Origin of the sequence: Pseudomaricurvus alkylphenolicus, assembly GCF_011683955.1 — a bacterium.
GTDB lineage: Bacteria > Pseudomonadota > Gammaproteobacteria > Pseudomonadales > Cellvibrionaceae > Pseudomaricurvus > Pseudomaricurvus alkylphenolicus.
This window is the reverse complement of record NZ_JAAQPI010000016.1, coordinates 38,384-60,791: the sequence shown is the minus strand read 5'-3', so window position 1 is coordinate 60,791 and position 22,408 is coordinate 38,384. Positions and strand designations below refer to the sequence as shown.

Annotated in this window: 25 protein-coding genes and 3 tRNA genes; 18 read left to right on the top strand and 10 right to left on the bottom strand. The window is 53.0% G+C overall.

Features of this window, described 5'->3' with window-relative positions:
• Positions 1-24: 24 nt before the first annotated feature.
• Genes HBA55_RS29395 through HBA55_RS29385 form a run of 3 tightly spaced genes read left to right on the top strand, consistent with a single transcriptional unit; the run spans position 25 to position 1,631 of the window.
• Positions 25-294 (top strand): hypothetical protein, encoded by a 270-nt coding sequence (locus HBA55_RS29395; protein WP_166998881.1) that lies wholly within the window; start codon positions 25-27, stop codon positions 292-294.
• 54 nt (positions 295-348) lie between these two features.
• Positions 349-567 (top strand): DUF4224 domain-containing protein, encoded by a 219-nt coding sequence (locus HBA55_RS29390; RefSeq protein ID WP_166998879.1) that lies wholly within the window; start codon positions 349-351, stop codon positions 565-567.
• Complete coding sequence (locus tag HBA55_RS29385) at positions 567-1,631, top strand: site-specific integrase (protein WP_166998877.1); 1,065 nt, start codon at positions 567-569, stop codon at positions 1,629-1,631. Before HBA55_RS29390 ends, HBA55_RS29385 begins: the two co-directional genes overlap by 1 nt.
• Before the next feature lie 103 nt (positions 1,632-1,734).
• On the opposite strand, the gene HBA55_RS29380 is transcribed toward HBA55_RS29385, so the two are convergent.
• The 3 genes from HBA55_RS29380 to HBA55_RS29370 form a co-directional block, all read right to left on the bottom strand.
• Positions 1,735-1,810 (bottom strand) — tRNA-His (locus HBA55_RS29380).
• A gap of 27 nt (positions 1,811-1,837) precedes the next feature.
• Positions 1,838-1,914, bottom strand: a tRNA-Arg gene (locus HBA55_RS29375).
• Between the two features lie 70 nt (positions 1,915-1,984).
• A tRNA-Pro gene (locus HBA55_RS29370) sits at positions 1,985-2,061 on the bottom strand.
• Positions 2,062-2,373: 312 nt separating this feature from the next.
• Here HBA55_RS29370 and folD point away from each other — a divergent pair.
• From folD to HBA55_RS29345, 5 genes are all read left to right on the top strand, one after another.
• Positions 2,374-3,219 carry a bifunctional methylenetetrahydrofolate dehydrogenase/methenyltetrahydrofolate cyclohydrolase FolD gene (folD, locus tag HBA55_RS29365; protein ID WP_166998875.1) on the top strand — a complete coding sequence of 282 codons (846 nt, stop codon included), beginning with the start codon at positions 2,374-2,376 and terminating at the stop codon, positions 3,217-3,219.
• A gap of 77 nt (positions 3,220-3,296) precedes the next feature.
• Entirely contained in the window at positions 3,297-4,064 is a 768-nt protein-coding gene (gene truC, locus HBA55_RS29360; RefSeq protein ID WP_166998870.1) for a tRNA pseudouridine(65) synthase TruC, read from the top strand.
• Between the two features lie 14 nt (positions 4,065-4,078).
• Positions 4,079-4,780 (top strand): 16S rRNA pseudouridine(516) synthase RsuA, encoded by a 702-nt coding sequence (gene rsuA / locus HBA55_RS29355; RefSeq protein ID WP_166998868.1) that lies wholly within the window; start codon positions 4,079-4,081, stop codon positions 4,778-4,780.
• A complete protein-coding gene (locus HBA55_RS29350) occupies positions 4,777-5,844 on the top strand; it encodes a class I SAM-dependent methyltransferase (protein WP_166998866.1) in 1,068 nt (355 codons plus the stop codon). Before rsuA ends, HBA55_RS29350 begins: the two co-directional genes overlap by 4 nt.
• Positions 5,845-5,855: 11 nt before the next feature.
• Entirely contained in the window at positions 5,856-6,842 is a 987-nt protein-coding gene (locus HBA55_RS29345) for an LLM class flavin-dependent oxidoreductase (protein ID WP_166998864.1), read from the top strand.
• A 1-nt stretch (position 6,843) separates the two neighbouring features.
• On the opposite strand, the gene amrS is transcribed toward HBA55_RS29345, so the two are convergent.
• Positions 6,844-7,938, bottom strand: coding sequence for an AmmeMemoRadiSam system radical SAM enzyme (amrS, locus tag HBA55_RS29340; RefSeq protein ID WP_166998862.1), 1,095 nt, complete (start codon positions 7,936-7,938; stop codon positions 6,844-6,846).
• An 88-nt stretch (positions 7,939-8,026) separates the two neighbouring features.
• On the opposite strand from amrS, the gene amrB reads away from it, so the two are divergent.
• Entirely contained in the window at positions 8,027-9,427 is a 1,401-nt protein-coding gene (amrB, locus tag HBA55_RS29335; protein ID WP_166998860.1) for an AmmeMemoRadiSam system protein B, read from the top strand.
• Between the two features lie 9 nt (positions 9,428-9,436).
• Here amrB and HBA55_RS29330 read toward each other — a convergent pair whose 3' ends face one another.
• Complete coding sequence (locus HBA55_RS29330; RefSeq protein ID WP_166998858.1) at positions 9,437-10,201, bottom strand: spermidine synthase; 765 nt, start codon at positions 10,199-10,201, stop codon at positions 9,437-9,439.
• 136 nt (positions 10,202-10,337) lie between these two features.
• On the opposite strand from HBA55_RS29330, the gene ppnP reads away from it, so the two are divergent.
• Positions 10,338-10,619: a pyrimidine/purine nucleoside phosphorylase gene (gene ppnP / locus HBA55_RS29325; protein ID WP_166998856.1), complete on the top strand. Its 282-nt coding sequence runs from the start codon at positions 10,338-10,340 to the stop codon at positions 10,617-10,619.
• Between the two features lie 28 nt (positions 10,620-10,647).
• Here the strand turns inward: ppnP and HBA55_RS29320 are convergent, their stop codons facing one another.
• Positions 10,648-11,325 carry a TIGR01621 family pseudouridine synthase gene (locus HBA55_RS29320; protein ID WP_166998854.1) on the bottom strand — a complete coding sequence of 226 codons (678 nt, stop codon included), beginning with the start codon at positions 11,323-11,325 and terminating at the stop codon, positions 10,648-10,650.
• Between the two features lie 165 nt (positions 11,326-11,490).
• Between HBA55_RS29320 and HBA55_RS29315 the strand changes: the two genes are divergently transcribed.
• From HBA55_RS29315 to HBA55_RS29295, 5 genes are all read left to right on the top strand, one after another.
• On the top strand, positions 11,491-11,754 hold the full coding sequence (locus HBA55_RS29315; RefSeq protein WP_166998852.1) for a hypothetical protein: 264 nt from the start codon (positions 11,491-11,493) through the stop codon (positions 11,752-11,754).
• Positions 11,732-12,871 (top strand): phospholipase D-like domain-containing protein, encoded by a 1,140-nt coding sequence (locus HBA55_RS29310; RefSeq protein ID WP_166998850.1) that lies wholly within the window; start codon positions 11,732-11,734, stop codon positions 12,869-12,871. The genes HBA55_RS29315 and HBA55_RS29310 overlap by 23 nt, the downstream gene beginning before the upstream one ends.
• A gap of 14 nt (positions 12,872-12,885) precedes the next feature.
• On the top strand, positions 12,886-13,635 hold the full coding sequence (locus tag HBA55_RS29305) for an endonuclease/exonuclease/phosphatase family protein (protein ID WP_166998848.1): 750 nt from the start codon (positions 12,886-12,888) through the stop codon (positions 13,633-13,635).
• A 299-nt stretch (positions 13,636-13,934) separates the two neighbouring features.
• On the top strand, positions 13,935-14,543 hold the full coding sequence (locus HBA55_RS29300; protein ID WP_206020028.1) for an acyltransferase: 609 nt from the start codon (positions 13,935-13,937) through the stop codon (positions 14,541-14,543).
• 216 nt (positions 14,544-14,759) lie between these two features.
• Positions 14,760-15,725 (top strand): NAD(P)H-dependent flavin oxidoreductase, encoded by a 966-nt coding sequence (locus tag HBA55_RS29295; RefSeq protein WP_166998846.1) that lies wholly within the window; start codon positions 14,760-14,762, stop codon positions 15,723-15,725.
• Between the two features lie 402 nt (positions 15,726-16,127).
• On the opposite strand, the gene HBA55_RS29290 is transcribed toward HBA55_RS29295, so the two are convergent.
• The 3 genes from HBA55_RS29290 to HBA55_RS29280 form a co-directional block, all read right to left on the bottom strand.
• Entirely contained in the window at positions 16,128-16,904 is a 777-nt protein-coding gene (locus HBA55_RS29290) for an AsmA family protein (RefSeq protein WP_166998844.1), read from the bottom strand.
• Between the two features lie 62 nt (positions 16,905-16,966).
• Positions 16,967-17,323 (bottom strand): hypothetical protein, encoded by a 357-nt coding sequence (locus HBA55_RS29285; RefSeq protein WP_166998842.1) that lies wholly within the window; start codon positions 17,321-17,323, stop codon positions 16,967-16,969.
• A gap of 17 nt (positions 17,324-17,340) precedes the next feature.
• Positions 17,341-18,363 carry a nucleoid-associated protein gene (locus tag HBA55_RS29280; protein ID WP_166998840.1) on the bottom strand — a complete coding sequence of 341 codons (1,023 nt, stop codon included), beginning with the start codon at positions 18,361-18,363 and terminating at the stop codon, positions 17,341-17,343.
• Between the two features lie 201 nt (positions 18,364-18,564).
• Here HBA55_RS29280 and HBA55_RS29275 point away from each other — a divergent pair, with 201 nt between their 5' ends.
• Positions 18,565-19,083, top strand: coding sequence for a DUF3806 domain-containing protein (locus tag HBA55_RS29275; RefSeq protein ID WP_166998838.1), 519 nt, complete (start codon positions 18,565-18,567; stop codon positions 19,081-19,083).
• A 29-nt stretch (positions 19,084-19,112) separates the two neighbouring features.
• Here the strand turns inward: HBA55_RS29275 and HBA55_RS29270 are convergent, their stop codons facing one another.
• A complete protein-coding gene (locus HBA55_RS29270; protein ID WP_166998836.1) occupies positions 19,113-19,766 on the bottom strand; it encodes a hypothetical protein in 654 nt (217 codons plus the stop codon).
• Positions 19,767-20,014: 248 nt separating this feature from the next.
• On the opposite strand from HBA55_RS29270, the gene HBA55_RS29265 reads away from it, so the two are divergent.
• Both HBA55_RS29265 and HBA55_RS38095 read left to right on the top strand, forming a co-directional pair.
• A complete protein-coding gene (locus tag HBA55_RS29265) occupies positions 20,015-20,962 on the top strand; it encodes an AAA family ATPase (RefSeq protein WP_166998834.1) in 948 nt (315 codons plus the stop codon).
• A gap of 5 nt (positions 20,963-20,967) precedes the next feature.
• Entirely contained in the window at positions 20,968-22,377 is a 1,410-nt protein-coding gene (locus tag HBA55_RS38095) for a VWA domain-containing protein (protein ID WP_166998832.1), read from the top strand.
• Positions 22,378-22,408 lie beyond the last annotated feature (31 nt).

Sequence of the window (22,408 nt, the reverse complement as noted above, 5' to 3'; positions counted from 1 at the left end):
CCACCAACCCTAATAGGTAGTGATATGAACATATTGTTAACTTCTGATTTCATCCTGCTGGCGATTTTTGTAGCAACTGCCATTGCATATTATTCAGTCAAGATATTCATTTGGTCGCCAGTTAAACGCCTGTACATGCATAACGTGAAAGGGCTGAACCTGTATAAGACGGAGCGGGTTTTATCCGTTGGAGGCTTTAGCAAGGAGTGGGTGTGGTGCAAGACCGAGGGCGAGGCCAGAGCAAAAACCAAGGCCGAATTTGTCAATCAGGTTTACCCCTCCCTCTCTGAATGAGCGCCCGAATAACCCCAACATGCTCCATTTTTGACGATTAACGATGGTGAGAGGATGAGCCTTCTAACCCCAAAAGAAATGCAAGAACTCACTGGAGCCAAGGTGCCCTCCAAGCAAATCGAGGTTCTGGAAGAGCACAGAATCGGCTACATTAAGAGATTAAACGGTGGGCCGACCACAACTTGGGAGGCGGTAAACGCTCGCCTCGCGGGATCTACTGCTCTGCCCTCTTCGCCCGCTAACGATGGATTCGACCTGGAGAGCCTGCAGTAATGGCCCCCAAGCAAAGAACCAATAAAGCTGACAAATGGCTTCCCTCCCGGGTATATCGGGGCAAATCCGCATATGAGTGGCACCCTAAAGGCGGCGGAGCAATCAAACTTTTGGCACTAACCAAAAGCCAGGATGGAGAAGTTATCGAGACTCCCGACATTCGATTGCGTGTTTTACAGGCTTTTGATGAAAAGCAGGCTGAATTGGTCAAAAGAGATACTGTGTCAGCGCTCATTGATAAGTACTTTATAAGTCAGCAATTCCGGGATCTCGCCGTCTCTTCACAGGCTGATCAGCGAAATTACCGTAAAACAGTAGAGCCGGTTTTTGGAAAAATGGACCCTCGCGCAGTCCGTGCGCACCATGTACGGAAATTCATGGACGCTAGAGGCGCAAAGCACCCTGTAAATGCGAACAGGTGTCACAGCTTTTTGAGCACCCTGTTCAACTGGGGCCGCGAGCGACAATATTGTGACGTCAACCCTTGCAAGGGCGTCAGAAAGTTCAAAGAAAAACCAAGGGATCGATATGTTGATGACCATGAATACAATATCGTTTACGAGGTGGCGGCTCAGCACGCAAGCTATAGCTACATTGCCCCGCTGATGGAGTTTATCTATCTGTGCCGGCTACGACCGAATGAAGCATGTAAGCTAACCGAGGAACACTTGCAGAAAGACGGCATATTCGCCCAGCGCGGTAAGGGCTCAGACAGTGAGATCACACAATGGTCGCCAAGGCTTGAGGCTGCGGTTGCTTTTGCGAGATCTTTACGTGCTGATAGGCCGCGGAAAATGAAGGGTCAGCCCCTGGTTACCAACACCAAGGGGGGCGGCATCCGAATGGAATCCTTCAAAACGGCATGGGCGCGGGTGATGAAACTGGCACTTGAGAATGGCGCCCATATTGACGGCAAGCAGGTAAAGCTCGAAGCCCGTTTCCATGCACATGATCTTAAGGCTAAAGGTCTGACTGACCACCCGGAGAAAGATGCAGGCCACCGGTCAGAAAAGATGCGAAAAGTGTACAACCGACGCCCTGACGTGGTGTCACCAACGAGGTAAGCTGGACAAACATCCAGCGCTGTATATTAGGAAATAATATTAGGAAAACGTTAGGAACAGGCAAAAAAATAGCGGCCACTATCGCTAGAGGCCGCCATCTATATGGGGTGGACGAGGGGACTTGAACCCCCGACGACTGGAATCACAATCCAGGGCTCTACCAACTGAGCTACGCCCACCATTGATCGTTGTTGCCTGTGTGCATATGGCACGCCCGGCAGGATTCGAACCTGCGGCCATCCGCTTAGAAGGCGGATGCTCTATCCAGCTGAGCTACGGGCGCGTTGTGTTGCCTATGGCAAATCGCTGAGCCCGAGACTCTAAGCCTTCCTAGGCTCGAACTTGAACAATAATGGTCGGAGTGGAGGGATTCGAACCCCCGACCCTCTGGTCCCAAACCAGATGCGCTACCAAGCTGCGCTACACTCCGACGGGTCTCTGCGGCTCTCGCCGCTGAGGAGGTGCGCATATTACCCATGGTCCCCTTCCCCGTCAACGGCTTTTTTAAAAAAATCCCTAACAATTGCAGTAACTTAGGCGGGCCTTTGTAAACCGGTTTGTCGCCTTTAATTAACCTTGAATCAAACGTGGTTAATTGGTGGAAATTGACACCTTATCCATTAAATTGGATGACCCTGGCATTTCTTTTGGTCATCCGCACTATTAGCGTCGCTTATGTTGGCGCAAGCTGCCGCTTATGGGAGAATAGCGCCCTTTTTCAGCTCCTGCACGAGATTATCGAATGTCAGCACTGGTATTGGACGGCAAGGCCCTTGCCAAGAAAACCGAGGAAGAACTCACCACACGTGTCGCTGCCCTGAAAGAGAAGAGTGGCGGCCAAACTCCAATTTTGGCCACCATTCTGGTGGGTGGCGATCCGGCTTCAGCGACCTACGTCAAAATGAAGGGTAATGCCTGTACCCGTATCGGCATGGACTCCCTCAAGGTCGAGCTGCCCGAAGAAACCACCACCGAAGAGCTGCTGGCCAAGGTCCAGGAGCTTAACGAAAACCCCAATGTCCACGGCATACTGCTGCAGCACCCGGTACCGGCCCAGATTGACGAGCGCGCCTGCTTTGACGCTATTGCCCTGGAAAAGGACGTTGATGGTGTGACTTGCCTCGGTTTCGGCCGCATGAGTATGGGCGAAGAGGCCTATGGGTGCGCGACACCCAAGGGCATTATGCGTCTGTTGGAAGCCTACGATATCGATATCGCCGGCAAGCACGCCGTTGTTGTGGGGCGCAGCCCGATTCTGGGCAAGCCCATGGCGATGATGTTGTTGGGCGCCAACGCAACTGTCACCATCTGCCACTCTCGCACCCAGAATCTGGAAGAACATATTCGCCAGGCTGACATTCTGGTCGGTGCCGTGGGCAAGCCCGAATTTATCAAGGCTGACTGGATCAAGGATGGTGCCGTGGTAGTGGACGCCGGTTATCATCCGGGTGGTGTGGGCGACATCGAGCTGGCGCCGCTTAAGGATCGCGTTGCTGCCTATACTCCGGTTCCCGGCGGCGTAGGCCCTATGACCATCAACACCCTGATCTATCAATCGGTGGATTCCGGTGAGCAGAAAATCGGCTAAATGACCTTGCCGGCGTGGTATTTCTCACGCCGGTACCCTTCTATGGTCCCTTTCCCGCTCCTTGACTGTTGCCAGCTGTGACTGAATCCCCGACCGAAACGCTTCCTCTCCTGTTTCAGGATGACTCGCTTGTCGCGGTCAACAAACCAACAGGCCTATTGGTCCATCGCAGTGAGATCGATCGCCATGAAACCCGCTTTGCCCTGCAACTGGTTCGAGACCAGATTGGTCAGCGGGTGTATCCGGTGCATCGGTTGGATAAGCCCACCTCCGGCGTTCTGTTGTTCGCGCTTTGTCCTGATATGGCACGTCGGGTCAGTCAGCAGATGGAAAACCGCCAGGTGCAGAAGCTCTATCACGCTGTTGTTCGCGGCTATGCTCCGGATGAAGGATTGATCGACCACCCTCTGAAGGAAGAGTTGGACAAGTACACGGACAAGAAAGCACGGCAGAACAAGCCCCCCCAGGAGGCCCAGACCCGCTTCCGATGCCTCGCCCGAACGGAAATCGACGCCGAAATAGAACGCTACCCACGCAGTCGTTATTCTCTGGTGGAGTGTACCCCGCTAAGCGGGCGCAAACACCAGATCCGACGCCATATGAAGCACATCAACCACCCAATCATCGGTGATGCCAAGCATGGCCGTGGTCGGCACAATCGTTATTTTAAGCAACACCTGCAGGCGGGACGGTTGTTGTTGCATGCCAGCCGCATGACGTTGGAACACCCCCTGTCCGGCGTGCCTCTGACGCTCGATGCGCCCATCGATGGTGTCTGGCAGCAGTTGCTGACCCGATTTGGCTGGCTCGACGCGTTACCGTCGCGCTGGCACACTGAGGGCTGAAAGGAGTTTAGGATATGCGTCTCGATAAATACGTCAGTCAGGTCAGTGACCTGTCTCGCAAGGAAGTCAAACGCCTGCTTCGCGCCGGGTATATCAGTGTCGATGGCGAGACTGTTAAAGACGCCGGCATGCACATTGAAGACACCATGGAGGTCAGTATAGACGGCGAACCCCTGCAGGCACCCCGCTCCCGCTATTTTATGCTTAACAAGCCCCAGGGTTATGTTTGCGTCACCAAAGACAGGGATCATCCCACGGTATTGGAGTTGCTGGACGAACCCAATAAAGAAAAACTGCAGATTGCCGGCCGTCTGGATATCGACACCACCGGGCTGGTGTTACTGACCGACGACGGCCAATGGAATCACGCGGTGACCTCTCCCAAGCGTGATTGCCGTAAAACCTACTTGGTTACTCTGGCAAATGACATCGCTGAAGACACTGAAGCACGCTTTCAGGAAGGCGTTTTGCTGGAGGGGGAGCTTAAGATCACCAAGCCGGCAAACTTGGAAGTTCTGTTCAGCAACGAAGCACGCCTTACCATCAGCGAGGGCAAGTATCACCAGGTCAAGCGCATGTTTGCCGCAGTGGGTAACCGGGTCGAAGAATTGCACCGGGAACAGATTGGCGAGATTATTCTCGATCCGGACCTGACGCCGGGAGAATATCGCGAGCTCACCGAGGAAGAGGCTAACAGCGTATTGTTACAACCATGATCGAGAAAACAGCCATGGTCGATCCCTGCTTTACTCCCCTGCTCCCCTATCTGCAAAAGCCTGATGGCGATACCCTCTGGATCGCTGATGAAAACCTGTTGGCACAGGTGGAGCATATGCGTGCTCACAGCCAACTTCGAGTCATCAGTAATCGTTACGATGTCTGGCAAGGTTCCTGTAAGGCGGGACTGGAGGCGGTATTCAGCGATTACGATTTCAGTGAGTTCAACGATACTAGTCTGGATCGTGTGGTCTACCGGGTTTCAAAAGAAAAACCGGTGGTTCATCAGGTGATCAACCAGGCGTGGAGAATTCTCAAACCGGGCGGGCATCTGATTCTGAGCGGTGCCAAGAACGAAGGCGCGAAATCCTTTGTCGATAAGGCATCAAAACTGTTTGGCAAAAAGGTCAATGCGCAGAAGCTTGGCAATGGGTATCTGGGCATCATTTGCAAACATCAGGCATTCGATCCTGATTCTTGCCTGGACACCAAACAATACAATCAACTTCGTCCGGTTTTTGAAATCGCAGGCCGCGAGGTGTTCAGTAAACCCGGCCAATTCGGTTGGGAAAAGAGAGATCAGGGCAGCGCGTTGTTGATCGACACGGCGGTTGACTATCTGCAGCAAAGGTCGCTGAATCCGGCATCGATCCTGGACCTCGGTTGTGGTTATGGTTATCTGACACTGCGTACGGCCGACTGGCCGGGCATAGACACCCGATGGGCAACGGACAACAATGCCGCCGCCCTCGCAACCTGTGCCCACAATGCGCGTGAATGGGGGCTTTCTGTCGAGGTTATTGCGGGTGATGCGGGAGCCGGTATTGATCGGCGTTTTGATCTGGTGCTTTGCAATCCGCCTTTTCATCAAGGCTTTCAGGTCGAGTCGGCATTGACAGACAAGTTTCTGCGCAATACCCGGCGTTTATTGCAAGCAGACGGCGTTGCGCTGTTTGTCGTCAATCAATTTATCGGACTCGAAAAACGCGCCGACCACTACTTCGGTCAAGTGGAAATGATCGCCAGTGACGGCCAGTTTAAAGTGCTCGCGCTGAACCTCTGAAGGAATTTGGTATGTTACTCTCGGTCCTTGACCAATCACCAATTCGACAGGGAGGCGACGCCAGTCAGGCATTTGCCGAAACCGTCGAACTGGCCCGCTTCTGTGAAAACCTCGGTTATCATCGCTTTTGGGTATCCGAACATCACAGCACAGATGCATTGGCAGGCAGTGCGCCGGAGGTGTTGCTGGGTGCCATTGGGCAGGCAACCGAAAGCCTGCGTCTTGGTACTGGCGGCATTATGCTGCCTCACTACAGCCCCTTTAAGGTGGCCGAGGTGGCATCCACATTGGCGTGTCTGTTTCCGGATCGTATTGACCTGGGTGTGGGTCGTGCACCAGGTACGGATATGGTATCCGCCAAGGCTCTCTCAGTAGACGGCACCACTCGCTTCGAGCAGTTTCCCCGTCAGGTGGAAATCCTGCAGCGGATGCTAGTGGATACGTCGTTCAAGCCTGCCGTGAATCCACGTCCGGATATGGCTCCCGTACTTTGGATGCTCGGCTCCAGCCCGGACAGCGCCATTCTTGCTGCCGAGCGAGGATTACCCTACAACTTTGCGCTGTTTATCAACCCGCAGATGGATACGCGTATTCTGGATTATTACCGCAGTCGTTTTCAGCCCTCCGATGCCCTCCAACGGCCATACACCTGTCTGACAGTCAATGCGGTTTGTGCCGATACCGCAGAGCAGGCGCGCTATCTCGCCCGCAGCCGCCTGATTTCCTATCTGCGCTTTGCCACGGGTAAAGGGGATAGTCGCATCTGCCCACCGGAGGAAGCGGCACGTCAGGTGCTAAGCGCCGACGAAGAAGCGTTTCTGTTGTCCCGTTCCAGCAATGCCGCCATTGGCTCTCCGCAACAGGTTCGGGATAAACTGTTTCAATTGGCCGATGAGTATGGCGCAGATGAAATCATGGTGGTGACCATTACCTACGACTTTGAAGCGCGCAAGCGTTCCTATGAATTGCTTGCCGAAGCCCTGGAACTGAAGCCCTGATTTAAACTATGCGTACACGTTGTCGCTGCGCGCCCCAGTGCCCGGGCCGCGATTCAAAATGACCGGAAATACGGGCACCGCAAAAACTGCAGTGGCCGTTGTCCAGGTGCCATTCCCGCAACTGGTACCAGTCCCGCTCAATCAGAAGCTCCTCACACACGGGGCAATACGTGCTGCCCCCTTCCCGATCATGAACATTGCCGGTGTAAACATAATGAAGCCCTTTTTCAAGGGCGATGGCTCTTGCACGGCTCAGAGTTTCCGGTGGCGTGGGTGGTATATCACGCATCTTCCAGTCCGGGTGAAACGCGGTAAAGTGCAGGGGTACGTTTGCGCCCAAGTGTTCGGCAATCCATTCGGACAGCCGGTGTAATTCTTGATCACTGTCATTCTCGCCGGGGATTAATAAGGTAGTGATCTCAAGCCAGGCACTGCTTTTGTGATGAATATACTGAAGAGTCTCCAAGACCGGTTCCAGGTGTCCCCCACACAACTTGTAATAAAAGGCGTCATTGAAGGATTTCAGGTCGACATTGACGGCGTCCATGTGAGCGAAGAAGCGCTCGCGGGGCGCTTCACAAATATATCCGGCAGTGACCGCCACACTGTTGATACCTCGTTCACGGCAGGCCTGAGCCGTATCAATGGCATATTCGTAAAATGTAACAGGGTCGTTGTAGGTGAAAGCGATACTGCGACAGTCATGGGAGCTGGCGGCATCTGCCAGTGCGGTTGGAGATGCCTGATCGGCCAGCGCATCCATTTGTCGGGACTTACTCATGTCCCAGTTTTGGCAAAATTTGCAGGCCAGGTTACATCCTGCAGTGCCGAAAGATAGGACGGAAGTTCCGGGTAAAAAGTGATTGAGGGGTTTTTTCTCTATGGGATCGATACAAAAACCGCTTGAGCGCCCATAGCTGAAAAGCCGAATTTCGCCATTTTCACAACCGCGCACGAAACACAACCCCCGCTGACCGTCTTTGAGCTTACAGTAACGTGGGCAAAGATCACATTGGGTTTTGCCGTTGTCCAGGGTATGCCAATACTCGGTGGGAAATGATCCTGGCGCCTGGAACAACAAGTGGCTGGACGGCATAACTAACACCTATACTGATCCAGTGACAAGACTGTTCTTCCACCATTGAGTATAGCGGTTAATCACATCACCGCCGGGAGCCGATATCATGTCTTTATCCCCTTCTTTATCCATTCGCCCCGCTGCTGTCGCTGGCACGTTTTATCCTGCCCAGAGCGATATTCTGCGCATGTCGGTAGACGCCATGCTCGATAAAGCCTGGGACCGCGAACAGCAACCCGGTCATAACCCCAAAGCACTGATCGTGCCCCATGCCGGCTATTGTTATTCGGGTGAGATTGCAGCCTCAGCCTACGCACGGGTAGTGAGGCCGGAATTGATCTGCAAAGTCCTGCTGCTGGGTCCTGCGCATCGATTGGCGTTTCGCGGCATTGCCACTGCGGATTGTTCCGCCTTTGCGACCCCGCTGGGTTCAGTTGACGTGGATGAGACGGAAACCGAGGTTCTGTTGCAGCAGAAACTGATCGTCAGCTCACCGGAGGCACACCGTCGCGAACACAGCCTGGAGGTGCAATTGCCCTTTTTGCAGGAACTCTTGTCGGAGTTTGAGTTGCTGCCGTTGTTGGTGGGCGATGCCAGCTCTCAGCAAGTCGCTGACGTGATTGACCGGGTTGTTGAGGATTATCTTGCCCAGGGCGTAGGTGAAGAAGAAATTCTGGTGCTCATCAGTTCCGATCTAAGTCACTTCCACGACTACCAGTTTGCCTGCGATAAAGACCAGCGCACCTCACAAGCGATCTGCGATCACAGCCATAAACTGGAAGGTGACGAGGCCTGTGGCTGTCGGGCCATCAATGGCCTCATGGTTAGCCGTTTTGCCGCAGACCTCGGGGTGAGCTGTATTGATCTGAGAAATTCCGGCGATACGGCGGGTGGACGTGATCAGGTGGTGGGTTATGGCGCCTTTGTCCTGAATCAGGGGCAGGATTCCGATTTGAATCTGACCCAAAAGGATCGACGCAGGCTGTTATTGTTAGCTCGTCAAACGCTGCAGAATCACTTTGACGGCAGAATCCCTATTGATCTGGAGGGGCTACCCGATATCCTCAAACAACACCATTGCAGTTTTGTCACTTTGCGCAAAGATGGGCAACTCAGGGGCTGCATAGGGTCTTTGCGCCCCCACCAGCCGCTTTATCAGGACGTGATAGAACATGCCCATGCCGCTGCGTTTCGGGATCATCGTTTCACTCCTCTCAGGGAAGAGGAGCTGGAACAAACCCGCATCGAGATTTCCGTCCTTTCTCCAGAACAGCCTTTGGCGGCCACCACCGAGCTGCAGGTATTGGAGCAGCTGCGGCCGGGAATTGATGGCTTGACGATCAGCAGCGGTCATCATCAAGCGACATTTCTGCCCTCTGTTTGGGAGGAGCTAAAAGAGCCGCCTCGTTTTATTCGTCAACTGAAGATCAAGGCCGGCCTGGATCCGGACCACTGGCCGGACAATGTTCATGCCTGGCGTTATCAGGCCCTGAAAATATTGGAATAGGAATCGAATCTATCGAGGCAAACTGCGCATTTCGAATTTCAGTGCGCAGTTGCTGCGACGCTGGTCCAGTTCCCGAAACTGTTGCAGATGCCTGGTCAGTTGCCTGCGGTTGGTGCTCTGATGGGTAAACGCCGCAATCACGTTACTGTAAAGCGGAGTGGAAAAGCGATACTGCCGGCGCCACTGCTGTTTTAGAGTACGGTCCCGACGCCAGGCGCTTCGCCCCAGTGCGTTTGGCGTGTCGAAGTTCATTACCAGAGTACCCTGCTGGTCGAGGTGTTTTTGCAGCAGTTGACACCAGGATGTGTCGGCTGCCACCGCCCGCTGCGGTTGCCCCTCGAATTCGCCAAACAGGTCTTCGATAATCAAATCAAAGGCTGGCCCCGAATACGCCTTAAGCCAGGCAACCGCATCCCCACAGTGAAGGTGAATATGTTTGCCCTTGACATCAAAATGCTGCCTGGCCACCTGCAGGTGCACTGGACAAAGTTCAACACCAGTGATCGATTCAGGCTGCAGAAAGTATTCCAGCTGTTTTATAACGGCTCCACCCCCGACCCCCAGAACCAGTACCCGCTTTATATCGCCGGGTTTGTGCAGCATAGCGGGCAGGAACAACAGATCCCAAACGGAGCCTGCCACCGGACGGGCGGGATTATACTGGCTGTGAAATACGCCATTGGTGTAGAGCCGTCGGGTACGTCCGGCGCTGCGCACTTCGTACAGCGTTTGCTTGGCGCCGCGTCCAACGCGTTTCTGCCAGAGGATTGCCATCTGATGGTTAGCCCTGAGGTTGCGATAAGGGTTAAGGCCGCGCAGTGTAGCAGAAGCGCTTGCACTGGTCAGGCCTGTGGCTCCACCGTATAATCGCCCTCCCCTGAAATTATTGGATCCCTATAGGGAGAATATTATGTTCAAAACCAACGAATATTTTGACGGCAAGGTTAAATCCATCGCATTCCAAACTGAAACGTTACCCGCCACTGTTGGTGTGATGGCCCAGGGCGACTACGAATTCGGTACCAGCCAAAAGGAATACATGACGGTGACCAGTGGTGTTTTGACCGTCAAATTGCCGGGCAGCAGTGAATGGCAAACCTTCAAGCAAGGTGAAACCTTTACCGTCGAAGCCAACCAGAGTTTTCAGGTTAAGGCCGAAGTCGAAAGCTCTTACCTTTGCCTGTACGAATAACCAGGGCCAGAAGCACAGAACAAGCCGTTTAAGGCCAGGGCAGCTCCGAGGGGACTGCCCAATTCGTGTCCAGCTGTTGTAACAGCGCCGGCTGCGCAAAAGCCTCCCCGTGCTGGGGACAGCAGCGGTAAACCCGGTGCTCTCCCCGCCAGATAAATTCAAGTCCATACGCGTGTAAATAGGTCCGATCCGCAGCGCTTCCCGAATAGAGCGTATCCCCCAGAATTGGCGCTCCCAGGGATTTTAAGGCGACCCGCAGCTGGTGGGTTTTTCCGGTTCGTGGCCGCAGCAGAAAAGCGCGGCAGCCTGGTGCCAGGGAGTGGGAAAAAAATTGGGTAACCGCTGGGTTTTTGTGGCTGTTGAGTAAACGCCAGGCGCCTCTTCTAGCCTTTTCCATATCGCCTTTTACCCATCCCTGCTTCTTTTTGGGTTTGCGATCACTCAGCGCCAGATAGTATTTCTGTACCTGATGTTCGGCAAATGCCATGGATAATTGGCGATTGGCCGCGGTGGTCTTTGCCATCAGCAGCAGGCCGGAAGTCACTCGATCCAACCGGTGGACGGGATAGAGTATTTCCAAACCTAACAGCTCCGCGGTTTCAGCCAACACCCCGGGATGTCCGTCATCCCGTTGAACGGTCATCCCAACCGGCTTATTCACAATCACATAGTCGTTATTTTGATCAATAATACGCAGCGCGTTCACCCTATACCTATTATTTTCCGTCCGGAACCTTGAACCAAATCAAGGGAATTCCGTTGGCTTGCGCTATTCTTAAAATCATCTGGTCTTAAAATCATCTGGTCTTAAGATCATCTGCGCATAAAACACCTGCGTATTCTAACTCGTTGATCCGGATAAGGAGAACCTATGCAGTATGATACTTTTGTAGAGTTACACGAACTGTTCCCGGTCGGGCGATATCAACTGAACAGTTTTCAGTTGAGGGATTTGCTTGGCCACCAGGGTTGTAAAGGTATTGCCGTACGGGTGTTGCATCTGGGCACTGTGCAGCTTGATGCCGCGGATGTTGCTGAAAGGCTCAAGTGCGACAATCATCCACGACTCGACGGTATCAAAGTCACCTGCCTTGACGGTGTGATTATTATCGATGAGCCTTCTCAAGGCGCCTGACCCCAAAACCCACTCCGGCTGGAGTCAGGAAGCACTCTACGATGATGCCTCCGCCTATTTTGAGGCATTGATCCGGGATTGCGATCAGGCGTGTCGCAGTATCGATCTGGAAGTGTACATTTTTTCACCCGATGCCATTGGGCAACGCCTGGCCGCCAGCCTGTGCCGAGCCCGGGATCGCGGGGTTCAGGTACGGGTATTAATCGATGCCGTGGGCTCCTATCGAGGGTCGGCAGAGCTGGCAGATCAACTGGAATGCAACGGCATCGAAGTCAAAGTCTTTCATCCCCTGCCCTGGCAGATTCACCACTACCATCGTGCGGTGAAGAGGGGCGATTTTCTCACCAAATTCTTGTATCTCGTCAGTCGTGTCAATCAACGGGATCATCGCAAGCTGTGCCTGGTGGATAACAGATTTCTTTGGAGCGGCAGTTTTAACATCAGTGTCACTCACCTTCCTCCTGGCCAGGGTGGCGAAGGCTGGCAGGATATTGGCGTGAGGGTATGTGGTGGCGCCGTGACGGAGATCAGTCAACACTTTGATTCTCTGTGGAACCGATCAAAGGCACACTTTGGCAGCGGTTTGTTTTCGCTCTACTGGAATAACCTGAGTGTCTGGACCCGTCGGCGCAAAAATCAATTGCTGGTACGACACATCGAAGCAGCTAAACAACAGGTCTGGGTTGCCAGTGCCTACTTCGCCCCCTCTCATCGGGTGATTACGGCGTTGAAGCGCGCGCGCCGCAAAGGAGTGGATGTTCGCATCGTGGTACCAAGCCACTCTGACATTGGTATTTTCCCTTTCCTGACTGCCACTTATTATGCGGATCTGCTGGCGAGTGACATCGCGGTATATGAATACCAGGCGCGTTTTCTCCACGCCAAGGCACTGATCATTGATGAGGTATACTTGATTGGCAGTACCAACTTTAACCATCGCAGTTTTTTGCACGATCTGGAATTGGATATTCGTCTGTGGTGTGAGGAGTCCCAGACTCATCTGCAACACTGGATGACACAGTTATTCAAACAGTCAGAAAAGGTGCTGAGTGAACGCCGTGATCTCGCATCATGGCTGCTGGGAAAACTGGCTTTACTACTGCGTTACTGGATGTAATCAAAGACCGGCCTATGACTCGTTTTCGCGTGCTTTCCTACAATATCCACAAAGGCTTTACCGTCAGAAATCGCGACTATGTGTTGGCCGACATCCGTGACGCCATTCGCGAGACGGACAGCCATATTGTTGGCTTGCAAGAAGTGTTGGGTGAACACCGAAGGCATCAGGCAAAGTGGGAAAACTGGCACCCGGAATCCCATTTCGAGTTTCTTGCCGATAGCGTTTGGCCTCACTACGCCTACGGCAAAAACGCCATTTATCAGCATGGTCATCACGGTAATGTCTTACTGAGCCAATACCCCTTTCTCACTACCCGCAACCACGATATAAGCCAATGGTGGTTTTCCCGCCGGGGGCTGCTCTGCGGTGAGGTGGAAATCGATAGCACCAAGATCCATTTGGCCTGTGTGCATTTGGGTTTTCTTCCGTATGAACAATTCCGCCAAGCCAGGAGGATCCAACAGTGGCTGGCCGCTTTTGACCGTCATGAACCTTTGATTCTGTTGGGAGACTTTAACGACTGGCATCAACGAATCCATCGTTTCCTGACCCGTAAATTGGGACTGCAGGAGGTAACCTCCTATCGACAAAGCTCGCCTCAGGCGACTTTTCCTGCAAGTCGGCCCACAGTTGCTATGGATCGTATTTACTTTCAGGGGCTGAACTGGCACAGCGGTACGGTTTGCAGCGACGGCTACTGGCCAAATCTGTCGGATCATTGTCCGGTACTGGCGGAATTTTCCGTCGCAAATTCCATTTAATCCGGGCGGCCGCGAATCCGTTTGCTATACTCTGTTCAGGTGTCCGTTTTATCGCGCATGCGCAAGGGGAGTTCCCAAGGGTGCTTATTGAAGTGCCCGCTGTTATGGAGTTGCGGCGGTTATCCCGACAAGATCCGTTTGCCTGGAAAGCTCAATAACAGACGACCATAACCCGCCGAAAAACGGACACCTCTTGCCTCCTTTGTCTCACCCATTTTGCAATTCATCGACAATAATTCAGTGTGCCTCCATAATTCCCGCCTTTGCCAAAGCGGCCTGATATAGGGGCGAGACGGATTATGGATAAGTATCGCGAACAACATAAAAAACGACTCAGCTATATGCCCTGGCTGTATTACCGGTTAAAACCCCGCAACGCTGAGTGGGCGAGGCAATGGCAGCTGCAAGTGCAGTCTCATTTAATGGATATGGAAACTGTGGTGATCGGGGCCAACTGTTTTGTCGCTCCCGAGGCTGAAGTCTTTGCCGAACCCGGACGAGAAGTTCGTCTGGGGAATAGCGTTCAAATTGCCGCCAATGCGTTTCTTCATGGTCCGATCGTCCTCGGTGATGGTGTCAGTATCAATCAGGGCGCGGTGCTGGATGGCGGTCGTCGGGGAATCAAAGTGGGCTGCAACAGCCGTATTGCCGCCAATACTCACATCTTTGCTTTTAACCATGGTATGGAAGAGGACAGAACCGTTGCCGAGCAACCAGTCACGTCCAAAGGGGTTTGCATAGGCGAAGATGTGTGGATTGGGGCCAATGTGGGCATTGTCGATGGCATAACTATTGGAGACAAAGCGGTTATCGGAATGGGCAGTGTGGTAACAAAAGACGTGCCTGCCGGGGCCAAGGTGGCGGGTAATCCAGCCAGAGTCATAGGTTGGCGGGTAAAACCTGAGTAACCGGTAGCAGCACAGAGTCAGGCGCACTTTCGACCAGCGACTGGGAACAAAGCAAAATACGCCTGTCAGCAATGGCAAAGTTCTGCCAAAACTGCCATTGATTTGGTAATTTCCGAAATCGGGTGATTTAGGCAGGTCATAACGCTGGTTCGGTTTCAAATGCTGGTGCTATTCTCCAGTGATTCTGCAGTTGTTTGTCTTGACGGAGTCCAATCCATGGCGTTACCCGACATCCTCAAAGGCCGTCTGTCTATTCCGGCAGTGGCCTCTCCCATGTTTATTGTTTCCAACCCCAATCTGGTGCTCGAACAGTGCAAAGCAGGTGTGGTTGGCTCCTTTCCCGCTTTGAATGCGCGCGGTGAGGGAGAGTTTGAACGTTGGCTGATTCGAATTAACGAAGAATTGGACGCCTACAATCAGGCAAATCCGGATTCTCCTGCAGCGCCCTATGCCGTTAACCAGATTGTGCACCGCTCCAATGGGCGCCTGGAAGAGGATCTGGAATTGTGTGTGAAATATAAGGTGCCCATTGTGATTACGTCGCTGGGGGCACGTAAGGATGTCAATGATGCCGTGCATTCCTATGGTGGCATTACCTTGCACGATGTGATTAATAACACCTTTGCTCGCAAGGCAATAGAGAAAGGCGCGGACGGTCTGGTGGCGGTTGCGACCGGAGCAGGCGGTCATGCAGGCACATTGTCACCCCTGGCGCTGATTCAGGAAATTCGGCAGTGGTTTGATGGGCCTCTGCTATTGTCCGGTTCTATTGCCACAGGCGATGCTATTTTGGCAGCTCAGGCCATGGGTGCGGATCTGGGATACATTGGTTCGGCATTTATCGCTACCAAGGAAGCCAATGCGGTTGATGGCTATAAGCAGATGATTGTTGATAGTGTTGCAGATGATATTGTTTATACCAATCTGTTTACCGGTGTGCACGGCAATTATCTCAAGCCCTCCATCAAAGACGCAGGTATGGACCCCGACAATCTTCCCGAAAGCGATCCAACGAAAATGAATTTCGGTTCCGGGGGCGATCAGGACAGTAAGGCCTGGAAGGATATTTGGGGTTGTGGCCAGGGTATCGGGGCCGTGGAAAAGGTACAGACAGCGGCGGAGTTTATTGCGCAGTTAAGGCAACAGTATCAGGCGGCCAGGGAGCGATTGAGTTTGGGTTAGACTCGGTTTATCTTTGAATTTAGGGGGTGGCATTGTGCCAGGAGCGGAAGTTCATAATCCTGGTTCAGGGCACCATGGGCGTTCGATAATGTCTGCAACGACCGCACGACGTAGGGTGGATTAGAAGCGCTTTGCGCTTCGTAATCCACCGATCCGCCGAAGGTTTAAATTGGCGGCGGCCGTGTACAAATCACCTGTTGCAGGCATATTCAAGGGTGTTAAAAACCGGGCCGCAGCCAACGAACATCTCCGGCAGAACCGGCGGATTACGGCGCAAGCGCCTAATCCGCCCTACGCATAAACAACGCCGTCAGAGTACCAATCCTGCGAATTTCTAAGACCGGTTATGGCACTCAGCTGACGGTCATATATTAATCTCGATAATTTAGAGTGATCTGAAAACTATTTACTAAAAAGTGACTTCAACTGGTCTAACTTCTCAGCACCGTCCTCGCCCAGCTTTTCCTTTAACTTTTCATTGAGTTTTTCTTTGGCTTTCTCTTTTGCCAGATCTTCCAAATGGTCTTGTACGGCCTCCTTAGCACTGGCCAAAATGGGTTGGATAACGGCAGAAGCCAGCTCATCCGGTGTTAATCCCTGCTCTTTGGAACCTATGTCTTTCAGCCTAATCGTCGGCAGTTTAAGGGATTGCTCACCCCACTCTTCCGACTGCAACTTCATGGCGCCTTCTTCGAAGGTAAATTTTTCAATGGCCAGCTTGACGTCCGCTCCTGCTTCGCTGGTTTGGGATTCTGTGCTGCCCGAAGATCCGGAGTTCTTCTTCACATTGTCCAGCAGCGCCTGTAAATTGGTTTCCGCCAATCCTTTGTGTTCCGCCAGTAGCTGCGCCTTGCTGATCAATACCTCATTGATCACGATAACATCACCGGTGAGACTGGCCGGGTCAATATCCAAGGCGATTTCACCCAGAGAAAAAGCACTGTTGTTGGAAAACCCCTGTGGGTTAGCGACTGTCAGTCCGTGTAATTCACCACGCCCCTTTTGCAGGTCCAACTTGACGTCAGCCAACCCCACTTCCGTGCCGACGACCTGCGGGCCGACCCGTTCAACGGCGGTTTTCACAATCTGGTCGAGGTTTTGCAGGCCCACAACGACAACAATCGCCACAACGGCGATGGCGGCAACCACCAGCCCACCGATAATTTTTACTGCTTTCATGAGATATCCTTATGTCAGATCTAAGAGTAGAGATTTCCTAACAGAGCAACATAAACCCTGCGTTAAATGCGTTCAGTGCCGTCCGGAGATTCATACCGGGGCGAGTCGGATTTGGGAGGATTGTCATTTTCGAAGGCGCGACGAGCTTCCTGGATTTCTTTTTCCACCGTATTGACCAGTGATTCCCAGCCATCGAGTATGGCGTTGTTTGCCTCACGGACGATACCTTGCACGCTGCTTTCATCCAACTGGGCCACCTTGGCATTGAGTTGCGCTACCTCTTTGCGTAGCGCCTGTACTTCTTGCAGTAATGCCTGACGATCAGCATGCACCTGCTGTAATTGTTGCTGGCTGTGAAAATACAGACCACCCAATGCGAGAATTAACAATAACACCACACTGGCCAGAAAATTTTGCATGGAATGTCCTCCGGTGTTCACCCTTCAGCGGCTTCAATTTCCTGTTGCAGGTGCTTGATCAGACGCAATTTCAGCGGAGCCGGAATATTCTTGATGATCAAGCTGTCCTCCCCTTTATCATAGACGATAGTCTCACCGAGGCATTCCGCGGCAAAGCTCATGCTGAGCAAATCGTTACGGCCGCTGATGCGAATGTACTGCTTCAGCTGCCGGCGGTCCGGCATGATTGCCGGTGGGGTATCTGAACGCTTCTCTTCCATAAAACGGGCAAAGCGATCGGGTTTTTCGTCGTCGATATGCTCTGAGAGGTCGCGGATAACCACTGCCTGCCCCTTTTTGTCCTGGTCCAGGCAATAGTCCACCACCTTGTTGCGATACACTTGGACCTCTTCTTCCTCCAGGGTTTCACTGAATGCCGATACCGCCTCCAGAAAACTGGTGGTTTCGGCTGCCAGATCCCGCTGGTCGGCAAAGCCCAGCCAGTTCCAGAACTGGTCCGTCAGGTCCTTCTCCCCGCGCGCTCTGATCACGGACAAGTAACTGCCTTCTTCATCGCTCTGCCAGGTGGTCAGATCGATTTTGGCTGCCAGCAACAGTCCTTTGATATCCATATAACGGCTGGTCTGCAGGTTTTGGTCGCCATCCAGATAAAGTCCTTCGCTGTGGAGCCCCAGGAAGATGTAGAGACTGTCGGCATCGGCCAGTTGTTCCAGGGCAAACACCAGATGTCCGTCAATCACCACTTCCGTGTCCTGGAGCAGCGTTTGAAAGTGTTCCATGGCTTTGTGGCTAAAGCGCTGAAAACTGAATTTCTTGTCCCGATACTCCCGCAACCACTGGGCTACCTGGCTTTTGGCGGCCTCCGGGTGAAATTGGCCATATTCCTTGCCCGCTTTGGCAATATAAGCCTGTTTAAAGTCCCTGACCCACTCTTCCAGATAGCCGTCCACGGGCAGATTGTTTTCGCGCAGTCTGAGTTCAATCGGTGCTTCGGTTCCGCTGCGACTGATGGCGTGGGCGATACATTCAGTAATGGGCATAGAGTTTCCTGATCTCTGGTCAAACGGCAGGGCATTATATAAGAGCCCACCCCATAAAATCATCGACTGGCGACAATGGGCATTTCTGGTTAATTATTGATCAGTTTCCCGAAAGCCTGTACAGCGCCGTAACAACGCCTATAATGTCCGCCTCTTTTTGAACCTCCGTTAAATGCTCTGCTAAGGTGGGCTGAACCTCCTATGAAACGCTTTTTGTCCCTCTGTCTGCTGTTGTCACTGTTCAATGCCTCCTTTGCTCAGGATGTATTGGATACCGACAAGAAGGCGGTTTCCATTGAAGAGCTTTCCTGGATGGACCGCCGGCATCTGGAACGCCAGGTCGAAAAAATCGACGAAATGGCGCGAATCAAACTGGGTATGCAGGTCACTGGAACCACTCAAGACCTGCGATTGCTGCAACGTGTCATTCATCGGGGCTTGATTCAGAAGGACGAACGTTTGTCCCTGCAAGCACTGGGCGCGGTATTAGGCAATGTGATGGTCGCCGAATGGGGACTGCAGTGGGTGGTGTACGAAGACAAGGTGGGTCGCAGCCGGGCGATCTGTGTTGCTGATACGGAGTACTGTCTGTTCCCCATCACTATGCTGTCACGGCGTATGGAAGTGGGACTGCTGCCAAACGTGCAGAAAGTATACGATAACAGTCACGAAATGATTTTGCCCTATCTGCCCAAATCGCCTTTCGATACTGAGTCCTGAACTGCGTATTATTGGCAAGGGTCCAAGAATCAGGCTGCCGCTGAGCGCCGGCTCTTCTGATTCTGGAGATAATGCCCCAGGTCCCGGGACAGATACTCTCTGGCAACACTCAGGTTACTGCGAATTCCTTCCATAACCTGCCCTGTGACTGGATCAATGTCCTGACGTTTGGCCGCGAGGGCCTTCATATAACGGCTCAGATTCTGCTTCTGGGCAGCTTTGTTGCCGAACAGCTCTTCGACCCAGTTGTCCATACATTCCACGTATAGCTGATCTCCCATGTCCATAATTGGCTGAAAGGCGTTGTGTAAACCGATCAGGGTTTTCTCCCCCGGAGCCTTCAGGGTCTTGGGAACCCGGTACGTCTGTAGCATGCGAACAGGAAGGCAGATCAGGGTGAACAGATAAAACAACAGGCCAATAGCGACGTATAAAGGCGAGATCAGTATCAACAAGGCCGTCAGCACAACTTTTATGTGGGTATTACCTGCGTACCAGAATCGATTGACCGCGGTTGGCCAGAAGTAGCGTCGCCACTGCCGCAGCTCCCGCAGTCGTGCCGTGCGCCGAGCCTCTTGAGCAAGTTGGAAGCAGCGGTATTCCCTGGCGGTCAGCAGCAAGCCATGGCGCCCGATGGATTTGATCACTTTTTGTTCTTCCTGGGGGTTCTGTGAACCGAACATTAACATTAGTGGCCTGGTTGCAATCTGTTATTGGCCCATACCAAAGAGTAACGGCTTTTGACCACATCGGCCATCGGCCATCGGTCTAAGGTGTTAAAACCTTGTAAATTCCCGGTTGCGATATGGAAAATCAGCCAAAACAGTCATTTAGGGTAAGGTGATGGCGCTTACAGCCAGTGGCAAAAGTTGTAAATCAAAGTAGCATAGACACTCAGTTTTCCAATAAGTGCATCACCCAGGACGTTTTTGTGATCATCAAGCACCGCGATAAAATCGCCTCACCGGAACACATCCGTAGTAATTTCCAGCAACTTGGCTACATTTGCAGCGAATCCATTGCCACAGCCGTATTTCTGGCCTGTCAGCTGCAGAAGCCGATTCTGGTAGAGGGCCCGCCGGGAGTAGGCAAAACCGAGTTGGCCAAGAAAACATCGGAATACCTGCAGGCACCGCTTATCCGCATGCAATGCTATGAGGGACTGGATGAAGCCAAAGCCCTGTATGAGTGGAAGTACGGCAAGCAACTGCTCTACACCCAGTTGCTTAAGGACCAACTGGGTGATGTGATGCGCGGGGCCAAGGGGCTTAATGAATCCGTAGAGCGCTTGCATCAGTTTGGCGATATCTTTTACTCGGAACAGTTTCTTGAAACCCGTCCCTTGCTGCAAGCCCTGCGGGAAGACGATGGTGCCATTCTGTTGATCGATGAGATCGACAAGGCCGACCAGGAATTTGAGGCTTTCCTGCTGGAATTGTTATCCGATTATCAGGTATCCATTCCAGAGATTGGCACAGTGAAGGCCCGTTCCAAACCCATCGTGATTTTGACCAGTAACAATACTCGCGAATTGGGTGACGCCCTCAAACGACGTTGCCTTCACCTGCATATCCCCTTCCCTGAGGCTGCTCTGGAACAGCAGATCATCGCTTCCCAAGTACCCGAGATGGGCGAACAGCTACGAGATCAAGTGGTGGCCTTTGTTAATGAACTGCGTCAGCAGGCGTTAAAAAAGGTGCCTGCGGTCAGTGAAAGCATCGACTGGGCGAGAGCTTTGCTGTTGCTCAACGTGGAGGAACTGGATCGGGACTGGATTGAGACAACACTCAACCTGCTGCTGAAATTTCAGGATGATATCGAAGTGGTTTCGCCGGAAATCAACCAGCTGCTCAGCAATAGCCGGCAACAGCGGCGCTAAACCCTGTGCAGCAGCTAATCGGTGACTTTATCCAGGTCTTGCGCCTGCAGGGCCTGCCCATCTCCCCGGCCGAAACTCTGGATGCCCTGAGGGCCACACAGCTGGTGGGGATCGAGGAACGCGGTCGACTGAAAATGGTGCTCGGCACCACCCTGGCCAAGAGTACGGAGCATCGTCTGCAGCTGGAATCCCTGTTTGATGATTTCTTCACCTTCGGTACCAGTGATGACTCCACGGAAGTCGTTGATGGCGACAAAAACCAGAATGGTGAGTCTGCGGCAGACGAAGTGAGCAGTGAGCCACAGTCGGTGGAAACACCACCAGGCACTGATGGGCAACCTGCTGAAAGCACCGCTCCCCCTCAATCGCCACTGGGGCAGCAGCTGATGTCCGGTGATGACGCCGCTCTGGCTATAGCCATTGCCAGCGCTGCCGCGGGTTCCGGCGCCAGCAATATGCAGGTGTTTACACAGAAATCCCGCGTCAGTTACCAGATGCTGCAACAATTGGGTGAGCCGGAACTTAACGCCGAAATACAGGCTCTCCAGGCGAACAATGAAGAACCACAGCTGGTGCAGGCATTGCTGGAGCGGAGGGAACAGCTGCGAACTCGGGTACGGGACTATGTGGAGCAACAATATCTCCTGTTTACCCAGGCCCGAGGCATCCGTTTGCGGGAGTCCAATCTGCAGAAAGTAAAACTCACCAACGTCGATCACCACTACCATCAACAAATGAGTCGATTGGTGCGCAAGGCGGCCAAACAATTGGCGGCACTCCACAGCCGTCGTCGTCGGGTGACCAAACGGGGATTGCTGGATGTGCGTAAAACCATTGCCGCCAATGCGGCCTTTGACGGGTTTCTGTTTCATACCAAGTGGAAGTCCACCCGCGTGGAACGCCCCAAGGTTGTGGTGCTTTGCGATGTCAGTGGCTCCGTAGCCCGGGTTGCACGTTTCCTCCTGCTGTTTTTACACAGTCTGCAGGATGTTTTACCCAGGGTACGCTCTTTTGTCTTCGCCTCGGAGCTCGGCGAGGTAACAGATCTGTTTGAGCGCTTGGAGATGGACGAAGCGCTGGCCGAAATCATGGCGCATTGGGCAAATCGCCCCACCGATTACGGCCAGGCCTTGAGCGACTTTGAACGACTCGCTCTGAGTGAAATCGATAATCGCACAACGGTCATCATGCTTGGCGATGCTCGCAACAACAATACCGATGGCAGAACGGATATCTGGCAACAGGTGCACGCGCGCAGCCAACGGGTGCTGTGGCTTAATCCGGAGGGGCGCAACAGCTGGAACACGGGCGATTCCATTATGTCCGAGTACGCGCCCTATTGCTCCCGGGTGGAATCCTGTAATTCGCTACGGGACCTGACCCGTATTCTCGGTTCCCTGCTTAAACACAGCTAACCGCCCATGAATCAGGGCTCGGTGAGGCAAG

What these genes read in the sequence shown, in the direction of transcription:
- HBA55_RS29395 (WP_166998881.1), top strand. Translation starts at nt 25, where the DNA reads ATGAACATATTGTTAACTTCTGATTTCATCCTGCTGGCGATTTTTGTA.
- HBA55_RS29390 (WP_166998879.1), top strand. Translation starts at nt 349, where the DNA reads ATGAGCCTTCTAACCCCAAAAGAAATGCAAGAACTCACTGGAGCCAAG.
- HBA55_RS29385 (WP_166998877.1), top strand. Translation starts at nt 567, where the DNA reads ATGGCCCCCAAGCAAAGAACCAATAAAGCTGACAAATGGCTTCCCTCC.
- folD (WP_166998875.1), top strand. Translation starts at nt 2,374, where the DNA reads ATGTCAGCACTGGTATTGGACGGCAAGGCCCTTGCCAAGAAAACCGAG.
- rsuA (WP_166998868.1), top strand. Translation starts at nt 4,079, where the DNA reads ATGCGTCTCGATAAATACGTCAGTCAGGTCAGTGACCTGTCTCGCAAG.
- HBA55_RS29350 (WP_166998866.1), top strand. Translation starts at nt 4,777, where the DNA reads ATGATCGAGAAAACAGCCATGGTCGATCCCTGCTTTACTCCCCTGCTC.
- HBA55_RS29345 (WP_166998864.1), top strand. Translation starts at nt 5,856, where the DNA reads ATGTTACTCTCGGTCCTTGACCAATCACCAATTCGACAGGGAGGCGAC.
- amrS (WP_166998862.1), bottom strand. Translation starts at nt 7,938, where the DNA reads ATGCCGTCCAGCCACTTGTTGTTCCAGGCGCCAGGATCATTTCCCACC.
- amrB (WP_166998860.1), top strand. Translation starts at nt 8,027, where the DNA reads ATGTCTTTATCCCCTTCTTTATCCATTCGCCCCGCTGCTGTCGCTGGC.
- HBA55_RS29330 (WP_166998858.1), bottom strand. Translation starts at nt 10,201, where the DNA reads ATGGCAATCCTCTGGCAGAAACGCGTTGGACGCGGCGCCAAGCAAACG.
- ppnP (WP_166998856.1), top strand. Translation starts at nt 10,338, where the DNA reads ATGTTCAAAACCAACGAATATTTTGACGGCAAGGTTAAATCCATCGCA.
- HBA55_RS29315 (WP_166998852.1), top strand. Translation starts at nt 11,491, where the DNA reads ATGCAGTATGATACTTTTGTAGAGTTACACGAACTGTTCCCGGTCGGG.
- HBA55_RS29310 (WP_166998850.1), top strand. Translation starts at nt 11,732, where the DNA reads ATGAGCCTTCTCAAGGCGCCTGACCCCAAAACCCACTCCGGCTGGAGT.
- HBA55_RS29305 (WP_166998848.1), top strand. Translation starts at nt 12,886, where the DNA reads ATGACTCGTTTTCGCGTGCTTTCCTACAATATCCACAAAGGCTTTACC.
- HBA55_RS29300 (WP_206020028.1), top strand. Translation starts at nt 13,935, where the DNA reads ATGGATAAGTATCGCGAACAACATAAAAAACGACTCAGCTATATGCCC.
- HBA55_RS29295 (WP_166998846.1), top strand. Translation starts at nt 14,760, where the DNA reads ATGGCGTTACCCGACATCCTCAAAGGCCGTCTGTCTATTCCGGCAGTG.
- HBA55_RS29290 (WP_166998844.1), bottom strand. Translation starts at nt 16,904, where the DNA reads ATGAAAGCAGTAAAAATTATCGGTGGGCTGGTGGTTGCCGCCATCGCC.
- HBA55_RS29285 (WP_166998842.1), bottom strand. Translation starts at nt 17,323, where the DNA reads ATGCAAAATTTTCTGGCCAGTGTGGTGTTATTGTTAATTCTCGCATTG.
- HBA55_RS29280 (WP_166998840.1), bottom strand. Translation starts at nt 18,363, where the DNA reads ATGCCCATTACTGAATGTATCGCCCACGCCATCAGTCGCAGCGGAACC.
- HBA55_RS29275 (WP_166998838.1), top strand. Translation starts at nt 18,565, where the DNA reads ATGAAACGCTTTTTGTCCCTCTGTCTGCTGTTGTCACTGTTCAATGCC.
- HBA55_RS29270 (WP_166998836.1), bottom strand. Translation starts at nt 19,766, where the DNA reads ATGTTCGGTTCACAGAACCCCCAGGAAGAACAAAAAGTGATCAAATCC.